This is a genomic window from Peribacillus sp. NJ4, from assembly GCF_030348345.1.
GTDB lineage: Bacteria > Bacillota > Bacilli > Bacillales > DSM-1321 > Peribacillus.
In genome coordinates, this window is the sequence record NZ_JAUCFQ010000001.1 from 4,981,607 (window position 1) to 4,997,427 (window position 15,821).

Sequence of the window (15,821 nt, forward strand, 5' to 3'; positions counted from 1 at the left end):
GGATACGGAAAGGCATGGATTGTTCCTGGCATGTTTGAAGTAACCATGCCGGGATAAACAGCCTAGGAGTGTTCCAAGCCATTATTTTTAGACCTAAAGGATAAGGAGGATGCTGCATGACGATAGCTTCTGATGTAAAACAATGTGTCTCTAGCCTGAAAGGAGTTGAAGCAGGCTTATCCAGCTTAGCACTCCGGACTCAAGATGAAGAATCTAAACGCATCTTGCATGAAACGATGCTGGTGGTGAATGAAGTTATGAAGGATGTAAAGAAGCGCGTGGGCGAGTTAGAACGGGAAGAACCACAATATAAAGGTTTTTAAAAACAATAATCAAGCAGGAGGTGTTTGGTAATGCCGGATTGGATAGAAATTCTTTTGCGTTCATTATTCTTTTTAATTGTTCTTTTTTTAATCACAAAAGTGTTAGGAAAAAAACAATTGTCCCAGCTCTCCTTTTTTGAATATGTAACGGGTATAACCATCGGTAATGTTGGGGCAGAATTAGCTACGAAAGTGGAGGGCAATATTATACATGGCTTACTGTCCATTCTCGTTTTTGCCATAGCACCCTTCATTGCAGGATTAATATCCCTAAAAAGTAAAACTTTTCGTGATCTTGTGGAAGGAAAAGCATCGGTTTTCATCAAAGATGGGAAAGTCATGGAAGATAATTTAAAAAAAGAGAAATATACCATTGATGAATTGTTAGGGTTGCTCCGTAAAAAGGATGTCTTCGATATCTCTGAAGTTGAGTTTGCCTTATTGGAAGCCAACGGGGATTTTTCCGTAATGTTAAAAAAGCAAAATCAACCTGTAACACCTAAGGACCTTAACCTGTCAGTGGCTGCAGTAAAGGAGCCACAAACCATCATTATGGACGGCAGCATACTCGATGAACCACTTTCCACGATTGGACTGAACCGAAATTGGCTTCATACTGAACTGGATAAGTTAGGGGTAATCCTCGAGAATGTTTTTCTTGGTCAAGCCAATTCTAACGGAGAATTAACTGTGGACCTTTTTGATGATAAACTTAAAGTTCCTTCTCCTCAAGAAAAACCTCTTATGCTCGCGACCTTGAAAAAATGCCAAGCGGACTTAGAGTTGTTTGCACTTGGAACTGAATCAAAGGAAGCTAAAGAGATGTATAGCAAAAATAGCGAAAAGTTGCAAAAGGCAATAGATGACGTAGCCCATATCTTACGGAACTGATTATATATTCATTTCCTCACTTTCATAAGCGAAGTGATCAGTCCAATGATGACGATCGTCACACATGAAAAAAGAAAAATTTCGATACCTAAAGTGAATGCTGCAGCTGAAATGATGAGTGTATCTATGATGATAATGGCCAAAGCAATATCTATGTAGGAAGATTTGGAGATGATTTTGGCTAACATATCCGTTCCACCGCTGCTTGTCTCATATCGAAGCATGAGCCCTATGCCCATCCCAATGATGGCTCCGCCAATCAAAGAGCTAGTTAGTATCGAAAGGGAAAAGACTTTTCTCAATGGATTTAGCCAATCCATAAAAAGGGATGTCAAAAGTAAACCGTGAATGCTGCTATAGAAAAAGGACCTTTCATAGTACCAGGCATATAAAAATATAGGAATACTTAGGATCAACATGGATAGCCCTGTTTGAAAACCAAAGAAATAATGAAGAATGAGTGCAATTCCAATAACGCCGCCATCTATTAAATGATGAGGCACTAAAAAACCATTGATTCCAATAGCCACCAAAAAGCTACCAACAATTACAGCCACTGCTTTTTGAAAATTAATAAAATCACCTTACCTCCCAATCATATATTCCTTAATATATGTCCAAGTCAGAGCGTCAAGAATATACATGCAAAAAAAAAATCCCCCTCACTTTACTTCAATTTAACTACGTGAAAAAGGTCCCGGTCATTTAGACCGAGACCTACAGTTTGTAGACAAGGGGTTCGGAAAACATATCTTTCATTATTCCCGAACAAACTGACCCAAAGCAACACCTTCTACTCCTCAGGAACGGATTCTATCTAAACGTTATTACAAAGTTGATTGGAGAGAAAGGTGCGAGACTCCTACGGGAAAAGCGCGTCTAGGGAGACACAGGCGGAAAGCAAGTGCCTGGAGCGGAAAGCAACGTCCAAATTGTACAAGCCCTAAAAAAACTGTAGGCAAACTCGATTTTCATTGAGTTTGCCTACAGTCTAAAGGGCCCGGTCATTTAGACCGGGCCCCATTTCCTTATTTCAACTCTAATAACACTACATTTTCAACATGTGTCGTCATTGGGAACATATCGACAGGTTGGATATCAACTGCTTTATATCCGCCTTCTTCCAAGATATGAAGATCACGTGCTAGAGTGCCTGGGTTGCATGATACGTATACGACTTTGTTAGGTTTCATCTCGATGATCGTATTCAGAAGGGATTCCTCACAACCTTTGCGAGGCGGATCCACTACGATGACATCCGCAGTGTTGCCCTTTTGATACCATTCAGCAATCACGTTACCTGCATCGCCAACAATGAATTCGGCATTTGAAATTTCATTCAATTCAGCGTTGCGGCGTGCGTCTTCTATCGCTTCTTCCACTACTTCGACACCGATAACTTTTTTCGCTTTTTTAGCTAAGAATAAAGATATGGTTCCAATGCCGCAATAGGCATCTATCACCGTCTCTTCACCCGTTAGCCCTGCATAGTCAAGGGCTTTATCATAAAGGACTTTCGTTTGGTCTGGATTGATTTGGTAGAAGGATTTTGCTGAAATCGCAAATTTCACATCACCGATCATATCATGAATCACTTCGTCGCCCCACAGTAAAGTCATTTTATCGCCTAAGATAACGTTCGTTTTCTTGGAATTCACGTTTTGAACAATGGATTTCACTTGTGGAAGACGTTCAACGATTTCCTTAACGATGGTTTCGATGAAAGGGATACTATTCGTTCTTGTAACGAGAACAATCATCAATTCACCTGTTTGCTTGCCATAACGGGCCATGATGTGCCGCAATACACCTTTATGTGCCTCTTCATTGTAAGCAGGGATACCAAGTTTACTGAAGATCTCTTTAACAACTTGAACGGCTTCACTGATCACTTCATTTTGGATTATGCTTTCTTTCGTTTCAACAATTTCATGTGTCCGCGGTTTGAAGAATCCTGCTATTAACTTGCCATCCTTTTCACCAACAGGCACTTGCGCTTTATTGCGATAATGGGTTGGATTCTCCATCCCGATGATCGGGTGAACCTTTACATCCTCAAGCTTCCCGATGCGTGTCATCACTTCACGTACTTGCTTTTCCTTGAATTTCAACTGTCCTTCATAGCTCATATGCTGCAGCTGACAACCACCGTATTTATGGAAATCTTCAGTCGTGACCTCAACCCGGTATGGACTATTTTCTATAATTTCCATCAAGCGTCCGAAGCCATACCCTTTATTAGCCTTCATCACTTTAATTTTTGCCTTTTCACCAGGAAGGGCGTTCTGAACAAAGATCGGGTAGCCATCAACTTTAGCCACTCCAGCTCCTTCATGTGTTAAATCTTCAAATAAAACCTCTATAATATCATTTTTAGCAACTGGTGCTGTTTTTTTCATATCATCTTCTCTTTTCTTTTTTATGCTAGCCTGTATTTTACCACAATCGAGGCCTCGCCACAAAACCACTCACCAATTTACATTAGTTTTCATAAAATATAGTGGAAGGAATTATTGATTTTTCATAGTTCCATGTATAAAAGTTCAATAAAAAAAGAAAAATAAGGAAAAATAGAAGAGGTGAGGAAATGGGTTTATTTAACTCTATATCAGCCTGGAACGCAACAAGGTTAGAAAAACATCGAGCAAGTATGGAGGAAAAAGGCCTCTGTCCCGATTGTTACGGACGAGGATATAGCTCCTTCGTACCTACGGAATATCATTTTTCCGATATACACGACTGTCCCGGCTGTAATGGTACCGGTGATTACTCTGATTGGGCCGCCATGAATGGGCAGCAAATGTAATCGCATACAGTACCAAATTTCAAATCAATAAAAAGGACCCCCTGTTAAACAGGAGGTTCTTCTATTTCCTTTACCATATAGCCAAATTCATGGCCGCCAATCGTAATGGTTTTCATTTCTTTATAACCTAATCTGCTATAGAGACGATTTGCCCCTTCATTTTCATTTTCAACGACTAAAGAAACCCTTGGATATCCCTTATGTCTAGCGTATCCCTCAACATATTGAATCAGTGCACTACCAATTCCTTTTCCTTGAAAATCCGGGTCAACGCATAATGTATCCAAATAAAAGTCTTTCATTTCCGCTTCTTTATCGAGCGTAACGCTTGGGTCTTTCATTTTCATCCTTAATTGTTTCACTATCGGTTCATCCAAGCTTTCTGCATCCTTACCATGGTAAGCAATGATCAATCCAGATACTTGTCCATCATGTTCACTTACGAACGTATTTTCAAAACTGATCCGATTTCCACTTTTTCTGAACAACTCGGCCAGAACGGTAAGGATTCTTTCTTCTTCCGTTTCACCTGTCAAAACCTCTGCAATTTCCTTAATCGCTAACCGGGTCAAAACGGCTGCCTTGTCCGCATCTTCCGGTGTCGCTTTCCTGATATACATGTTTATACATACTCCTTGATCTATTAAAATGAAAAGGCCACCAGATTCAGTGGCCTTTTCACCCTATTTATTTGCCGGATCGTCCGGCAGTATTCCTTGTGGGATGAATACATCAAAATGGCGGTACTGATTTACGAATTCAGCTGGGGCCATCCCGCCAAATTCCCCATCCAAATTAAGCATCATGTCATTTTTGGCCTGTACTTTAATCCGATTGGCTTTTACATAAATGACGTTTTTATCATGGATATGTTCACCGCGCATTGCCAATGTTGCGACACGGACAATATCAGCGAGGTTGGCCTTTTTCAAAATAAGCAACGTGAACATACCATCATTCAGAGAGGCGTCAGGAGCCAGTTTCTCGAAGCCGCCGACCGAATTCGTGTTAGCCACCAAGAAAAGCATGATCTCCCCTTCAAAAAGCTTCCCATCATATTCAATTGAAACTTCCGTCGGCTTAATTGAAGGAAGCATTTCAATTCCTTTAATATAGTACGCTAGCTGACCAAGCATGGTTTTCAGTTTGATCGGCACGTCATAGGTCAATTCGGTCAATCTGCCCCCGCCAGCAATATTGATGAAATACTTATCGTTCATTTTCCCAATATCGACCGGCATCGTATGCCCACCGGCAATAATTTCGGCTGCCCCTTCAATTGACTTCGGTAAATGCAGCGCCCGCGCGAAATCATTGGTCGTTCCCGTCGGAATGATTCCTAGTTTCGGACGTTTCTCTGCAGTGGCCAGTCCATTAACAACCTCATAAATCGTACCGTCGCCCCCTGCTGCAATAACTATATCATAGCCGCGTTCAATCGCTATCTTAGCCGCTTTCGTTGCATCCCCAGCACCGGTCGTCGCATGTGCAGAAGCTTCATAACCAGCTTCTTCAAGTTTTGCTAGCACACCTGGCAGGCTCTTCTTAATGGCTTCCCGGCCCGAAGTCGGGTTGTAAATCAACCTTGCTCTTTTCATTTCCCATCATCCTTATACATATTGATTCCATAATTTACATCTTAATCCTTCGTTGCATGAAAAGCAATATTCGAAAAAAAGAGGACCGTATTTCGGTCCATATCTTTTATGCACTTTACAAGAAAACTTATCAGGGAAATTATAATGCTTTTTACAATTTTATTCTAGTAAATGATTTCAATCATGGATATTGTACATTCACGTTAAATGTATCGGTAACGGTTAAAGTATGATTCCCTTTACCGGTATTGAATATCCCATTCTTTTTTACAATGCCATCATCACTTGTTTCTTCTTTCACTTCAGTCATCTTCCAGCTATTCTCAGGGCCTTCCAGTTCCTCGACCCCTCTGGCATCTATCTTGATATCGCTATTATCCTGAAGGAATACACTAAGATTCCCACTATCCTTCACACTCCAATCATTCAATAGCTTTCTAGGCTTCAAGACAAGATCGGTACTTTGTCCATCTATTTCCAATGCCAACTCAGCAGGGATTATAAGAGTGGCCTTAAGATTCATCCTACCACTGTCCAAAATTCCATTTTGAATCGGCAAATCCTTGAAGCTTATGTAAAGTGTATCACCATTTCTCTCAACCATTAGATAATCTTCCGCCTTCTTCAACACAGAATCAGCATCTTCCATTACCCGCTCACCATATGTTCCAAAAATGGATACTTCCCCATCCTTGCCACTTTCAATCGTCAATGGGTATGAGCCAGAATCCAGAACAACTCTCTGTATGTCTTTCCCGGCCTTTTCATTGAAACCAGGCAAATTGACCGTTTTTTCTTCACTATTCACGGCAGCCCTAACTTGATCCATCAATCCGCTTGATGTTAGCAGAATTAAAACGATCCCTGTCGTTCCTAGCAATCCTACGAAAAGAATGCTAAGAATATCATACTTTACAAAAGAACTTTCTTTTCTGGAAAAATAAATATAGAAGAGAATCTCCACACCCAAGATAATGAACAGCAACGGCCACCAAGATAGCATAATCGTCGTCAAATTCATATCCGTAATTTGAGAAACCAGTAAAACCAAACCCAAACCAACCAGGGAGATACCCATTGAAATCGTTCCGACTCTCCATGTTCTCATTTTGTCTCCTCCTTGACTCTCCCTTTTTTACTTCCCGACAGCAATTTGATTCCCCCACCTATAAGAAGGATGCACACCAGTCCTTTTTGAAAATAATCTCTAAACCAATATTCCAAGTTACTTCCAATCCATTCATCTAAATGAGGTGCAATTGCAGGGATGATTATATTACTAGCCAAGAAATAGATTCCAAGCCCCACCAACCCAAATCCTACCCATTTTTGGTGATTGACTATTCCAGAAATGATGGGCGTATCTTCAACAGGACCCTCTTCCATTTTCGAGGCTTTTTGCAATCCATCAAAAAAACTATAAAACCAGATGATCGGAATTAGGAAAAAGAAGAAACCTAAACGAAGTAAATCCAAAATGTAAATGGCGAATAAAAAGCCAGCCATCAATTGAATCCCACGTTTTTGCAGCCCCAAATATAAGTGACCTGCTCCAGGAAAAATGGCGAATAAAGTCGCGACCGATTTACTCTTTTTCCCGGATTCCCGCCTCTCCTCGAAATCTTCCAAAACGGTCCGATCGATAAGCTCCTCCCCTCTTTGCTTTTTATTCAGCTGTTGAACGGAATCAAAAAAACTGTAAATCCAGATAACAGGCAATAGTGCCATGAATATTAACAGACCTTCCATATGTGTCATCACACTAATGAATACCACCATAATGCCAAGGCCTAAAAAGCCGATCAAAAAAATGAGTCCCCGATTCATGAGGCCCAACTGAAAATGCCCTAATCCTGGAACGAATGAAAGGATGATTACATAGAATCTTTCCGCTTCCGGCTGATCTACCATCCCCTCTAAATTCTCTTCACTTTTAGGATTCCTCAGTGAGGTGACCACCAAATCAAATATACTGATGAAATAAAACACCATTCCAATAATGGAAAAAGCCAGAAACTCATCCGCTTGACTGATCAATGAAAGAAAAAGACCTCCAAGTCCCAGTCCAGCTGCGGCAAGAAAATAAAATAAACCTTTATATTTCCTTCCTAGGTAAAAATGTCCAAAACCTGGCAGAAACGATAATAAAAAAGCTAATACCGGACTTTTATTCATTTCTAAACCCCTCCTTATTTTTCTTTTCGATTGTGTCCATCCAATTAAATGTTTTATCAATAAGCCCTTCGGTTAAGGACTGAGTTTCCTTTACACTGCTGGATTCCACAGAATCCACGTATTCTGTCAATGATTGAAATACTCCGCCTGCCATTAATAGGATCGTAAACCCGGCCGCGATCAGATAATGTCTCGTGATGGTCCGAAGGGATTTCTCTTGTCGGAGTTGCTTAGCCTCTTCAATAGACCCGCCTTTCAATCTGCTAATCGAGTCCATGACAGGACCTGCAATATCAAATCCTTCAATGTCCAGTCTGGATTCTTCTTTTTCCATCGCTTCCATATAGGCGGATAAACACTTGTCACAGGAGTATAGATGATTTTCATATTCAATTTTTAGAGCCTCTGGTATTTCATCTGCCAAATATGCAACCCATTCTGCTTCTGGAACATGATTCATGAAAAATCCTCCTCTTTCCAATGTTTTCTCATCCAATTTCTTGCCCGATATAGCTTTACCTCCACAGATTTCACTTGAATCTGCTGTTCCTCTGCAATTTGCTTGAATGTCTTTTCCTTTATGTAATAGCCATATACAACGTCCCGGTATCCCTCTGGAAGGTCATTCAGCTTCCTTAATACTTGCTTTCGCCTTTCATTCCGAAAAAATACTGCCTCGACATCATCAGTTAAGCCCAAATTAGCTTCCGATGAATGTTCGTCCTGCAATTCTTCCTTTTGGCGTTCCCTCTTTCTCTTTAAATCGATTGCATGATTGACAGCAATTCGGGTAATCCAAGTCTTGAAACCTTGGTTCTTATATTGAGGAAGAGAAGTATAGATTTTGATAAAGACTTCCTGGGTAACATCTTCTGCATCCTTTTGATTCCGCAAGACGGAATAGACGGTTCTATAAATCGTCTGTTTATAAGTTTCAATTATTATTCGGAATGCATGATCATTCCCAGCCCTTACCTTCTCAACTAACTCATCGGTCACTTCTCTTCCTCCTTTCCTGTTAAACATTCATGTAATAGACGACACAAAAAGGAGTTACCCCTACAGATAACTCAAAAAAAATCAAAAATTAGTTTCCTTTTTCTCAATAAACTCTTTCCTTAATCAAGAGAAAACCGTACCACTTTAAAAGTGATACGGTTAATATTAACGTTTATTGATTTCTTCCACCAAAATTTTATTAACAAGCTGCGGATTGGCTTGTCCTTTTGTCGCTTTCATAATCTGTCCGACAAGGAAGCCGATTGCTTTTTGTTTACCGGCTTTAAAATCTTCAATTGATTGCGGATTATTATTCAATGCTTCTTCAACTGCTGTACGCAACGCGCCTTCATCGGAAATTTGGACTAGTCCCTTCTCCTTGACGATCGTTTCAGCGTCTCCACCGTTTTCAATCAATTCTTTGAAAACTTTTTTAGCTATTTTAGAAGAAATCGTACCATCTTCGATCAGCTTGATCATTCCAGCCAACGATTCGGCAGTCAATTTGACTTCATGCAGCTCTTTTCCTTCTGCATTCAAGAAAGCAGAAACCTCACCCATGATCCAGTTAGATGCTAGTTTCGCATCCGCACCTGAAGCCACTGTCGCTTCAAAGAAATCAGCACTTTCCTTCGTTACCGTTAAAACGGCTGCATCATATTCCGGTAAGCCAAATTCTTCGACATAGCGTTTTTTCCGGGCATCCGGAAGTTCTGGAATCTCGGCAGCGATGCGTGCTTTCCATTCTTCATCGATATGGATTGTCAATAAGTCCGGCTCTGGGAAGTAACGGTAATCATCGGAACCTTCTTTAATTCGCATTAGTACCGTTCTGCCTGTAGCTTCATCGAACCGGCGAGTTTCCTGTTCGATTACGCCGCCTTCATTCAAGATTTCCGCTTGTCGGATTTCTTCATGCTCCAACCCTTTGCGAACGAAGTTGAATGAGTTCAAGTTTTTCAATTCGGTCTTCGTACCGAATTCTTTTTGGCCGACAGGTTTCAAGGAAATGTTAGCATCACAGCGAAGTGAGCCTTCTTCCATTTTACAATCGGAAACGCCTGTGTACTGAATGATGGATTTCAACTTTTCCAAATAAGCATATGCTTCTTCTGGGGAAGTGATATCCGGCTCGGATACGATTTCAACAAGTGGCGTACCTTGGCGGTTATAATCACAAAGAGAATAGTTCCCTTTATGTGTCAGCTTTCCAGCATCCTCTTCCATATGAATGCGGGTAATGCCAATCTTCTTTTTCTTGCCACCGACTTCGATTTCAATCCAGCCATGCTCACCGATCGGTTGATCGAACTGTGAAATTTGGTATGCTTTAGGATTGTCCGGGTAAAAATAGTTTTTCCGGTCGAATTTCGTAATTTCAGCCACTTCGCAATTTAGGGCAATTGCAGCCTTCATTGCAAAATCAACAGCCTTTTTATTGACGACAGGCAATACGCCTGGGTAGCCTAGGTCAATTACAGTCGTGTTACTATTTGGAGCGGCACCAAAATGATTTGGGCTCGCAGAGAAAATTTTAGAATCCGTTTTTAATTCTACGTGTACTTCTAGACCAATCACCGTTTCAAAGTCCATTTATTTCACCCCTTACAGCTTAGGAAATTGTTTATGAAAATCTGTTGCTTGCTCAAAAGCGTGAGCTGCGCGGTAAATAGTGCTTTCATCAAAATGCTTTCCAATCATTTGCAGTCCAAGCGGAAGCCCATTCGCTGCGAATCCACATGGCACGGATATACCTGGTACACCAGCAAGATTGACTGGAATCGTTAAGATATCATTCGCGTACATCGTTAATGGATCGGCGACTTTTTCACCAATTTTAAATGCAGGCGTAGGTGTAGTCGGCCCGACGATGACATCATATTTTTCAAAGACATCTTCAAAGTCTTTTTTGATTAAAGTACGGACTTTTTGAGCCTTTTTATAATAAGCATCATAATAACCTGAACTTAAGGAGAAAGTTCCAAGCATGATACGGCGTTTCACTTCGTCACCGAATCCTTCTGCACGAGTTTGCTTATACATTTCTATAAGAGTTTCTGCATTATCTGTACGATGTCCGTAACGCACACCGTCAAAACGCGAAAGGTTAGCCGAAGCTTCCGATGAAGATAGCAGATAATAGGCAGCTAAGGCATATTTGGAATGCGGCAAGGATACCTCTTCCCATTCAGCTCCAAGTCCTTCTAATACTTTTAAAGCTTCAAGAACGGAATTACGTGCCTCTTCGCCAACACCTTCACCAAGATATTCTTTAGGCACAGCTATTTTCAATCCTCTAACATCGCCTGTTAACGAATTCACAAAATTCGGCACATCAACGTTTGCAGAAGTCGAATCCATTGGATCTACTCCTGAGATCGCTTCAAGCAAATAGGCATTATCTTCGACCGTTCTTGTAATCGGACCGATTTGGTCCAATGAAGAAGCAAACGCTACAAGTCCGAAACGGGAAACCCGTCCATATGTAGGTTTTAAGCCGACAACACCACAATATGCCGCTGGTTGGCGGATCGATCCACCCGTATCGGAACCTAAAGAGAAGAGGACTTCTCCTGAAGCGACAGATGCAGCCGAACCACCTGAAGAACCGCCTGGTACATAATCCGTATTCCACGGGTTGCGTGTCGCCTGAAATGCAGAGTTCTCATTTGATGAACCCATCGCGAATTCATCCATATTCAATTTCCCGATCGTCACCGTTTCTGCCTGCTGCAGCTTTTGAACGACGGTTGCATCATAAATCGGATCAAAGTTCTCCAAGATTTTGCTTGCACAAGTCGTTCGTAAATTTTTAGTGACAATATTATCCTTCACTCCGATTGGCATACCAAATAAAGCGCCTTCGTTCTCGCCTTTTACCAATTGATCATCCAATCGTTTTGCTTGATTGCGGGCGTTTTCTTCATCAAGTGTCAAAAATGCCTTCACCTTGTCCTCTACCTGTCCAATGCGCTCATACGATTCGTTTACAAGATCAGTGACACTGATCTCTTTCTTATGTAAGCGTTCATGAAGCTCAGAAACCTTTTGTTCGAACAACGACATCATTGTCCCCCCTTATTCAATTATAGATGGTACACGGATATATCCTTCTTTGCTATCCGGTGCATTTTTAACTACTTCTTCTACTGGCAATCCTGGTTTTGCGACATCTTCGCGCATAACATTTTTCATATCCAAAACGTGAGAAGTCGGGTTTACTTGATCCGTATCAAGCTCATTCAACTGCTCCGCAAATGAAATCATTTGGTCAAGCTGATGTTGAAACTGTTGTGCTTCATCTTCCGTAATTGCCAAACGAGCCAAATGGGCAACGTGTTTAACTTGTTCCATAGAAATACGTGACATTCTCTTCACCTCCGAAAAAATATCCAAATCGACTGAATTTCGTCGCTATTCTCCATAAAATCATCGTTTAAATCATATCAAACTATTACACAGTAAAGCAACTAGAGATACCATGTCGAAATTCAATTATTTCTCAAGGAAAAAGAGATATTTTCCGGGAAATATGGGAAAGTTGTCAGAATTTCCGGGGAAATGACAAGAAAGCCTTTAATATTCGACATATGTTCCCCTTTTTAAGCATTCACTTTCTCTTTTGGAAGGGTTTACTTTCTACTATATGTGTCTGTTCCTGCTTAAAGGTTATTTTGAAATTCACCTTATCTCCGTAAGAATAACTTATGAAAAGTGGATTTCAGAGATTGTCCCAAAAAAAGATGAAGCCGTTAAGCTCCATCTTTTTTCATTCATATATATGCACGGTAGGTTCGTCCTGATTTGCTTCTCGGACAATGAGAGCTTCAGGTCCATTTACAGAGGTAATGGATACTTGTACGGCAATATAGTTAGGGAAACGCTCCATTACAAGCCCAGCAACATATTGGGTAAAGCCAATCGCTTCCGAGTTCCCATAAAATTGAATGGGGATATCGATGTTCAGACTTTGTAATTGATCATCCATATAGAACGCCCTGCCAATGACTCCGTTAAAGTTAGGGAAAAATTCTTCGACATCTTCTTTAAAGTTCGTGAAAGTATTGACGTCATCACGGTATTTTTTTTCAGCACCAGCAGAAGGAAATAGGAAATACTCTTCGTCCAAGTTCGTCCACTTTCCAATATTGTCAGAGTTTTTATCAATATTCGTATAGGAAATGAAATTCCCAGGAACTACTGAGGATTTTTCATTTTGCTCGAATAAGGCAATCGTAATCGGAACATTTTTCAGTTTGTCCATTTTACGCAGCCTCTTTAAGACTTCTGCAGCAATTTTCTCCCCTTCTTGCTTTAACTTTTTACTATCGATTTTCTTTTCATAGGTGGCACCGTATGCCTCTTTTTGATAGTAATGCACTGAATTCAACGCAAGACCTATTACAACCCCGCCTAGGCTCACTGAATTATCTTTTGTTTTGACTAAGTAATTATGTTCTAAAATATGAGCAAGATAGATTGGATTTTCTTCATTCCGCTTATCAATGTCACCTTTACCTGGATCAACCGGATTCAAGCCAACATTGTCTGAAGCTTTCATCTTTTTTTCTTTCAACTGACTATTGGTATATTTTCTGTTCAGCCAGGAAGATATTTTGGAACTATCAAGCGTTTGCCCCTCTTGAAATAGGTATTCTTCCGGGTCGAATTGGGTTTGGGCCAACCGCATCAATCCATTTTCGAATTCTTCAATATCATATCGGGTATTTAGATTAGATACGACCAAACCGCGTGCTTTTGATGGTTCAAACGGTAGGATCGTTTGATAATATTCTTCCGAAATTTTGTACTTCGGAATAATTGCCGTCTCTTTTTTGTCTTTGGAGTCTTGAACTACCTCTTGCTTATCCTCAAAACTAGGCGCACAACCAGCAAGAAGCAGTATAAGAATCATCCCCAAAATAGAGTGTTTCCTCATAGCTACACCTCTTATTTTTTTAGTTCCTCAATCAGTCTCTCTTCATCCCATACCATGACGCCCAGGCTTTCCGCTTTTTCCAGTTTGGAACCGGCATCTTCGCCAGCTACGACCAAATCGGTTTTCTTGCTGACACTTCCAGCAACGTTAGCTCCCAGCGCCTCTAATTTTTCTTTTGCTTCATTACGTGTTAGCTGATGCAATTTACCCGTTAAAACGACTGTTTTACCGGCAAAAACGGAATCGATTTCTTCAATGGAAACAGCCCTTGGCCCTTTAAAAGTAAGATTCACACCGGCTGCCTCCAACTCATTCAGTAACGCATGAACTTCTTCCAATTCAAAATAAGCTACGATGGAATCCGCCATCTTTTCCCCTATTTCATTAATGGACGTTAGTTCTTCACGGCTCGCCTCGCTTAAGGCTTCCATTGTCCCGAACTCCCGCGCAAGTGTTTTGGCGGCTTTCGAACCGACATGGCGAATGCCTAGCCCGAATAGTAATTTTTCCAATGAATTGGTTTTCGAAGCTTCGATTGCTTGAAGGAGTTTATTGACTGATTTATCCCCCATCCTTTCCAATGCAATCAGTTGATCGTATGTAAGCTTATAAATATCAGCCACATCTTGTATGAGTTCTTCTTTAAACAACAAGCTAATCACTTTTTCACCGAGACTGTCTATGTTCATTGCTGTCCGGGATACAAAATGAATCAAGCCTTCCCGTATTTGTGCAGGACACTTCGGGTTGATGCACCGTAAGGCAACCTCCCCGTCCAGCCGAACGAGTTCGCTGCTGCATTCCGGGCACTCAGTCGGCATCTGAAACTCGACTTCTTCCCCTGTACGGCGCTCTGCCAGTACATTGACCACCTCTGGAATGATATCGCCCGCTTTTTTCACGACCACTTGATCTCCGATCCTTATGTCTTTTTCACGGATTAAGTCTTCGTTATGAAGTGAAGCTCGCTGCACAGTCGTACCAGCTACACGAACAGGATCCAAAACGGCAGTTGGGGTCAATACACCCGTACGGCCAACATTCAGCTCGATATCCCGTAGGGTTGTAATGACTTCTTCAGCCGGGAATTTATAAGCAATTGCCCAACGCGGACTTTTTGCGGTAAAACCTAATTCATCCTGCTGTTCAAGGGAATCCACCTTTACTACAATCCCATCAATATCATAGGCTAAGTTCGGACGTTGTTCCGTCCATTCTACTATATAGGCTAGTACTTCCTCTATATTCGAGCATGTTTTTCTTTCCCGGTTCGTCTTAAAGCCAAGTCTATCCAACAAATCCAGACCCTCACTGTGGGAGCGGACCCCGGTTTCTCCTACATCGGCAATCGCATAAAGGAAAATATCCAAGTTCCGTTTAGCAGCAAGTTTCGGGTCAAGCTGCCTTAACGAGCCAGCAGCTGCATTCCGTGGGTTTGCAAATGGTTCCTCCCCACGTTCTTCCTTAGCCTCATTCAAAGATTCAAACGATTTTTTTGGCATGAATGCCTCACCGCGCACTTCTATCGCAACCGGCTCCCGCACCTTCAATGGAATCGACTTGATCGTTTTCAGGTTAGCTGTAATATCTTCACCGATCGTTCCATCTCCACGGGTTGCCCCTCGTACGAAATATCCATTCTCATATTGAAGTGTGACGGCTAGTCCGTCAATTTTCAATTCACATACATAGGAGAAATCGTCACCAACAGATTGTCTGACCTTTCTGTCGAAATCCCGTAAGTCACTTTCATTGAAAGCATTGCCTAAACTAAGCATCGGCGTGGTATGCTCTACTTTTTCAAACATATCCAAAATGGCCCCACCGACCCGTTGTGTCGGAGAGTCAGCCGTTTGCAGCTCCGGAAATTTTTCCTCATACTCAATAAGTTCACGGAGTAGCCGATCATATTCAGCATCAGGTACTAATGGCTGGTCCATCACATAATATTCATAGCTGTATTGGTTCAATAAAGTTTGCAGTTCTAGAACTTTCTTCTCTGCAGCTTGTAAGTCCATACGTTCAATCCTTTCTAAAGAAGACTCCACCGCACTTCTTATAGAAGAGCGGTGTCTAAAGTCAGATATCCC

General features: G+C 41.3%; 16 protein-coding genes. 2 read left to right on the top strand and 14 right to left on the bottom strand.

Annotated elements, in window-relative coordinates; translation table 11 throughout:
• Positions 1–116 precede the first annotated feature (116 nt).
• Positions 117–323: a DUF1657 domain-containing protein gene (locus tag QUF94_RS24885; protein WP_289318213.1), complete on the top strand. Its 207-nt coding sequence runs from the start codon at positions 117–119 to the stop codon at positions 321–323.
• A gap of 30 nt (positions 324–353) precedes the next feature.
• On the top strand, positions 354–1,214 hold the full coding sequence (locus QUF94_RS24890; RefSeq protein ID WP_289318214.1) for a DUF421 domain-containing protein: 861 nt from the start codon (positions 354–356) through the stop codon (positions 1,212–1,214).
• Between the two features lie 8 nt (positions 1,215–1,222).
• On the opposite strand, the gene QUF94_RS24895 is transcribed toward QUF94_RS24890, so the two are convergent.
• From QUF94_RS24895 to ligA, 14 genes are all read right to left on the bottom strand, one after another.
• Positions 1,223–1,771 carry a YitT family protein gene (locus QUF94_RS24895; protein WP_289318215.1) on the bottom strand — a complete coding sequence of 183 codons (549 nt, stop codon included), beginning with the start codon at positions 1,769–1,771 and terminating at the stop codon, positions 1,223–1,225.
• Between the two features lie 471 nt (positions 1,772–2,242).
• Entirely contained in the window at positions 2,243–3,613 is a 1,371-nt protein-coding gene (gene rlmD, locus QUF94_RS24900) for a 23S rRNA (uracil(1939)-C(5))-methyltransferase RlmD (protein WP_289318216.1), read from the bottom strand.
• 230 nt (positions 3,614–3,843) lie between these two features.
• A complete protein-coding gene (locus QUF94_RS24905) occupies positions 3,844–4,026 on the bottom strand; it encodes a hypothetical protein (RefSeq protein ID WP_289318217.1) in 183 nt (60 codons plus the stop codon).
• Positions 4,027–4,064: 38 nt separating this feature from the next.
• Positions 4,065–4,640 (bottom strand): GNAT family N-acetyltransferase, encoded by a 576-nt coding sequence (locus tag QUF94_RS24910; RefSeq protein ID WP_289318218.1) that lies wholly within the window; start codon positions 4,638–4,640, stop codon positions 4,065–4,067.
• Positions 4,641–4,703: 63 nt separating this feature from the next.
• Positions 4,704–5,618, bottom strand: a complete 915-nt coding sequence (locus QUF94_RS24915) for a diacylglycerol kinase (protein ID WP_289318219.1) — start codon at positions 5,616–5,618, stop codon at positions 4,704–4,706.
• A 181-nt stretch (positions 5,619–5,799) separates the two neighbouring features.
• Entirely contained in the window at positions 5,800–6,726 is a 927-nt protein-coding gene (locus tag QUF94_RS24920) for a LiaF transmembrane domain-containing protein (protein ID WP_289318220.1), read from the bottom strand.
• Positions 6,723–7,793, bottom strand: a complete 1,071-nt coding sequence (locus QUF94_RS24925) for a hypothetical protein (protein ID WP_289318221.1) — start codon at positions 7,791–7,793, stop codon at positions 6,723–6,725. Before QUF94_RS24925 ends, QUF94_RS24920 begins: the two co-directional genes overlap by 4 nt.
• Positions 7,786–8,253 carry a hypothetical protein gene (locus tag QUF94_RS24930; RefSeq protein ID WP_289318222.1) on the bottom strand — a complete coding sequence of 156 codons (468 nt, stop codon included), beginning with the start codon at positions 8,251–8,253 and terminating at the stop codon, positions 7,786–7,788. Before QUF94_RS24930 ends, QUF94_RS24925 begins: the two co-directional genes overlap by 8 nt.
• Positions 8,250–8,792, bottom strand: a complete 543-nt coding sequence (locus QUF94_RS24935; protein WP_289318223.1) for an RNA polymerase sigma factor — start codon at positions 8,790–8,792, stop codon at positions 8,250–8,252. The genes QUF94_RS24930 and QUF94_RS24935 overlap by 4 nt, the downstream gene beginning before the upstream one ends.
• A gap of 165 nt (positions 8,793–8,957) precedes the next feature.
• Positions 8,958–10,385: an Asp-tRNA(Asn)/Glu-tRNA(Gln) amidotransferase subunit GatB gene (gatB, locus tag QUF94_RS24940; RefSeq protein WP_289318224.1), complete on the bottom strand. Its 1,428-nt coding sequence runs from the start codon at positions 10,383–10,385 to the stop codon at positions 8,958–8,960.
• A 12-nt stretch (positions 10,386–10,397) separates the two neighbouring features.
• Positions 10,398–11,858 (bottom strand): Asp-tRNA(Asn)/Glu-tRNA(Gln) amidotransferase subunit GatA, encoded by a 1,461-nt coding sequence (gatA, locus tag QUF94_RS24945; protein WP_289318225.1) that lies wholly within the window; start codon positions 11,856–11,858, stop codon positions 10,398–10,400.
• A 12-nt stretch (positions 11,859–11,870) separates the two neighbouring features.
• Positions 11,871–12,161: an Asp-tRNA(Asn)/Glu-tRNA(Gln) amidotransferase subunit GatC gene (gene gatC / locus QUF94_RS24950; protein WP_289318226.1), complete on the bottom strand. Its 291-nt coding sequence runs from the start codon at positions 12,159–12,161 to the stop codon at positions 11,871–11,873.
• Between the two features lie 400 nt (positions 12,162–12,561).
• A complete protein-coding gene (locus tag QUF94_RS24955) occupies positions 12,562–13,731 on the bottom strand; it encodes a CamS family sex pheromone protein (RefSeq protein ID WP_289318227.1) in 1,170 nt (389 codons plus the stop codon).
• Between the two features lie 11 nt (positions 13,732–13,742).
• Entirely contained in the window at positions 13,743–15,749 is a 2,007-nt protein-coding gene (gene ligA, locus QUF94_RS24960) for an NAD-dependent DNA ligase LigA (RefSeq protein WP_289318228.1), read from the bottom strand.
• Positions 15,750–15,821 lie beyond the last annotated feature (72 nt).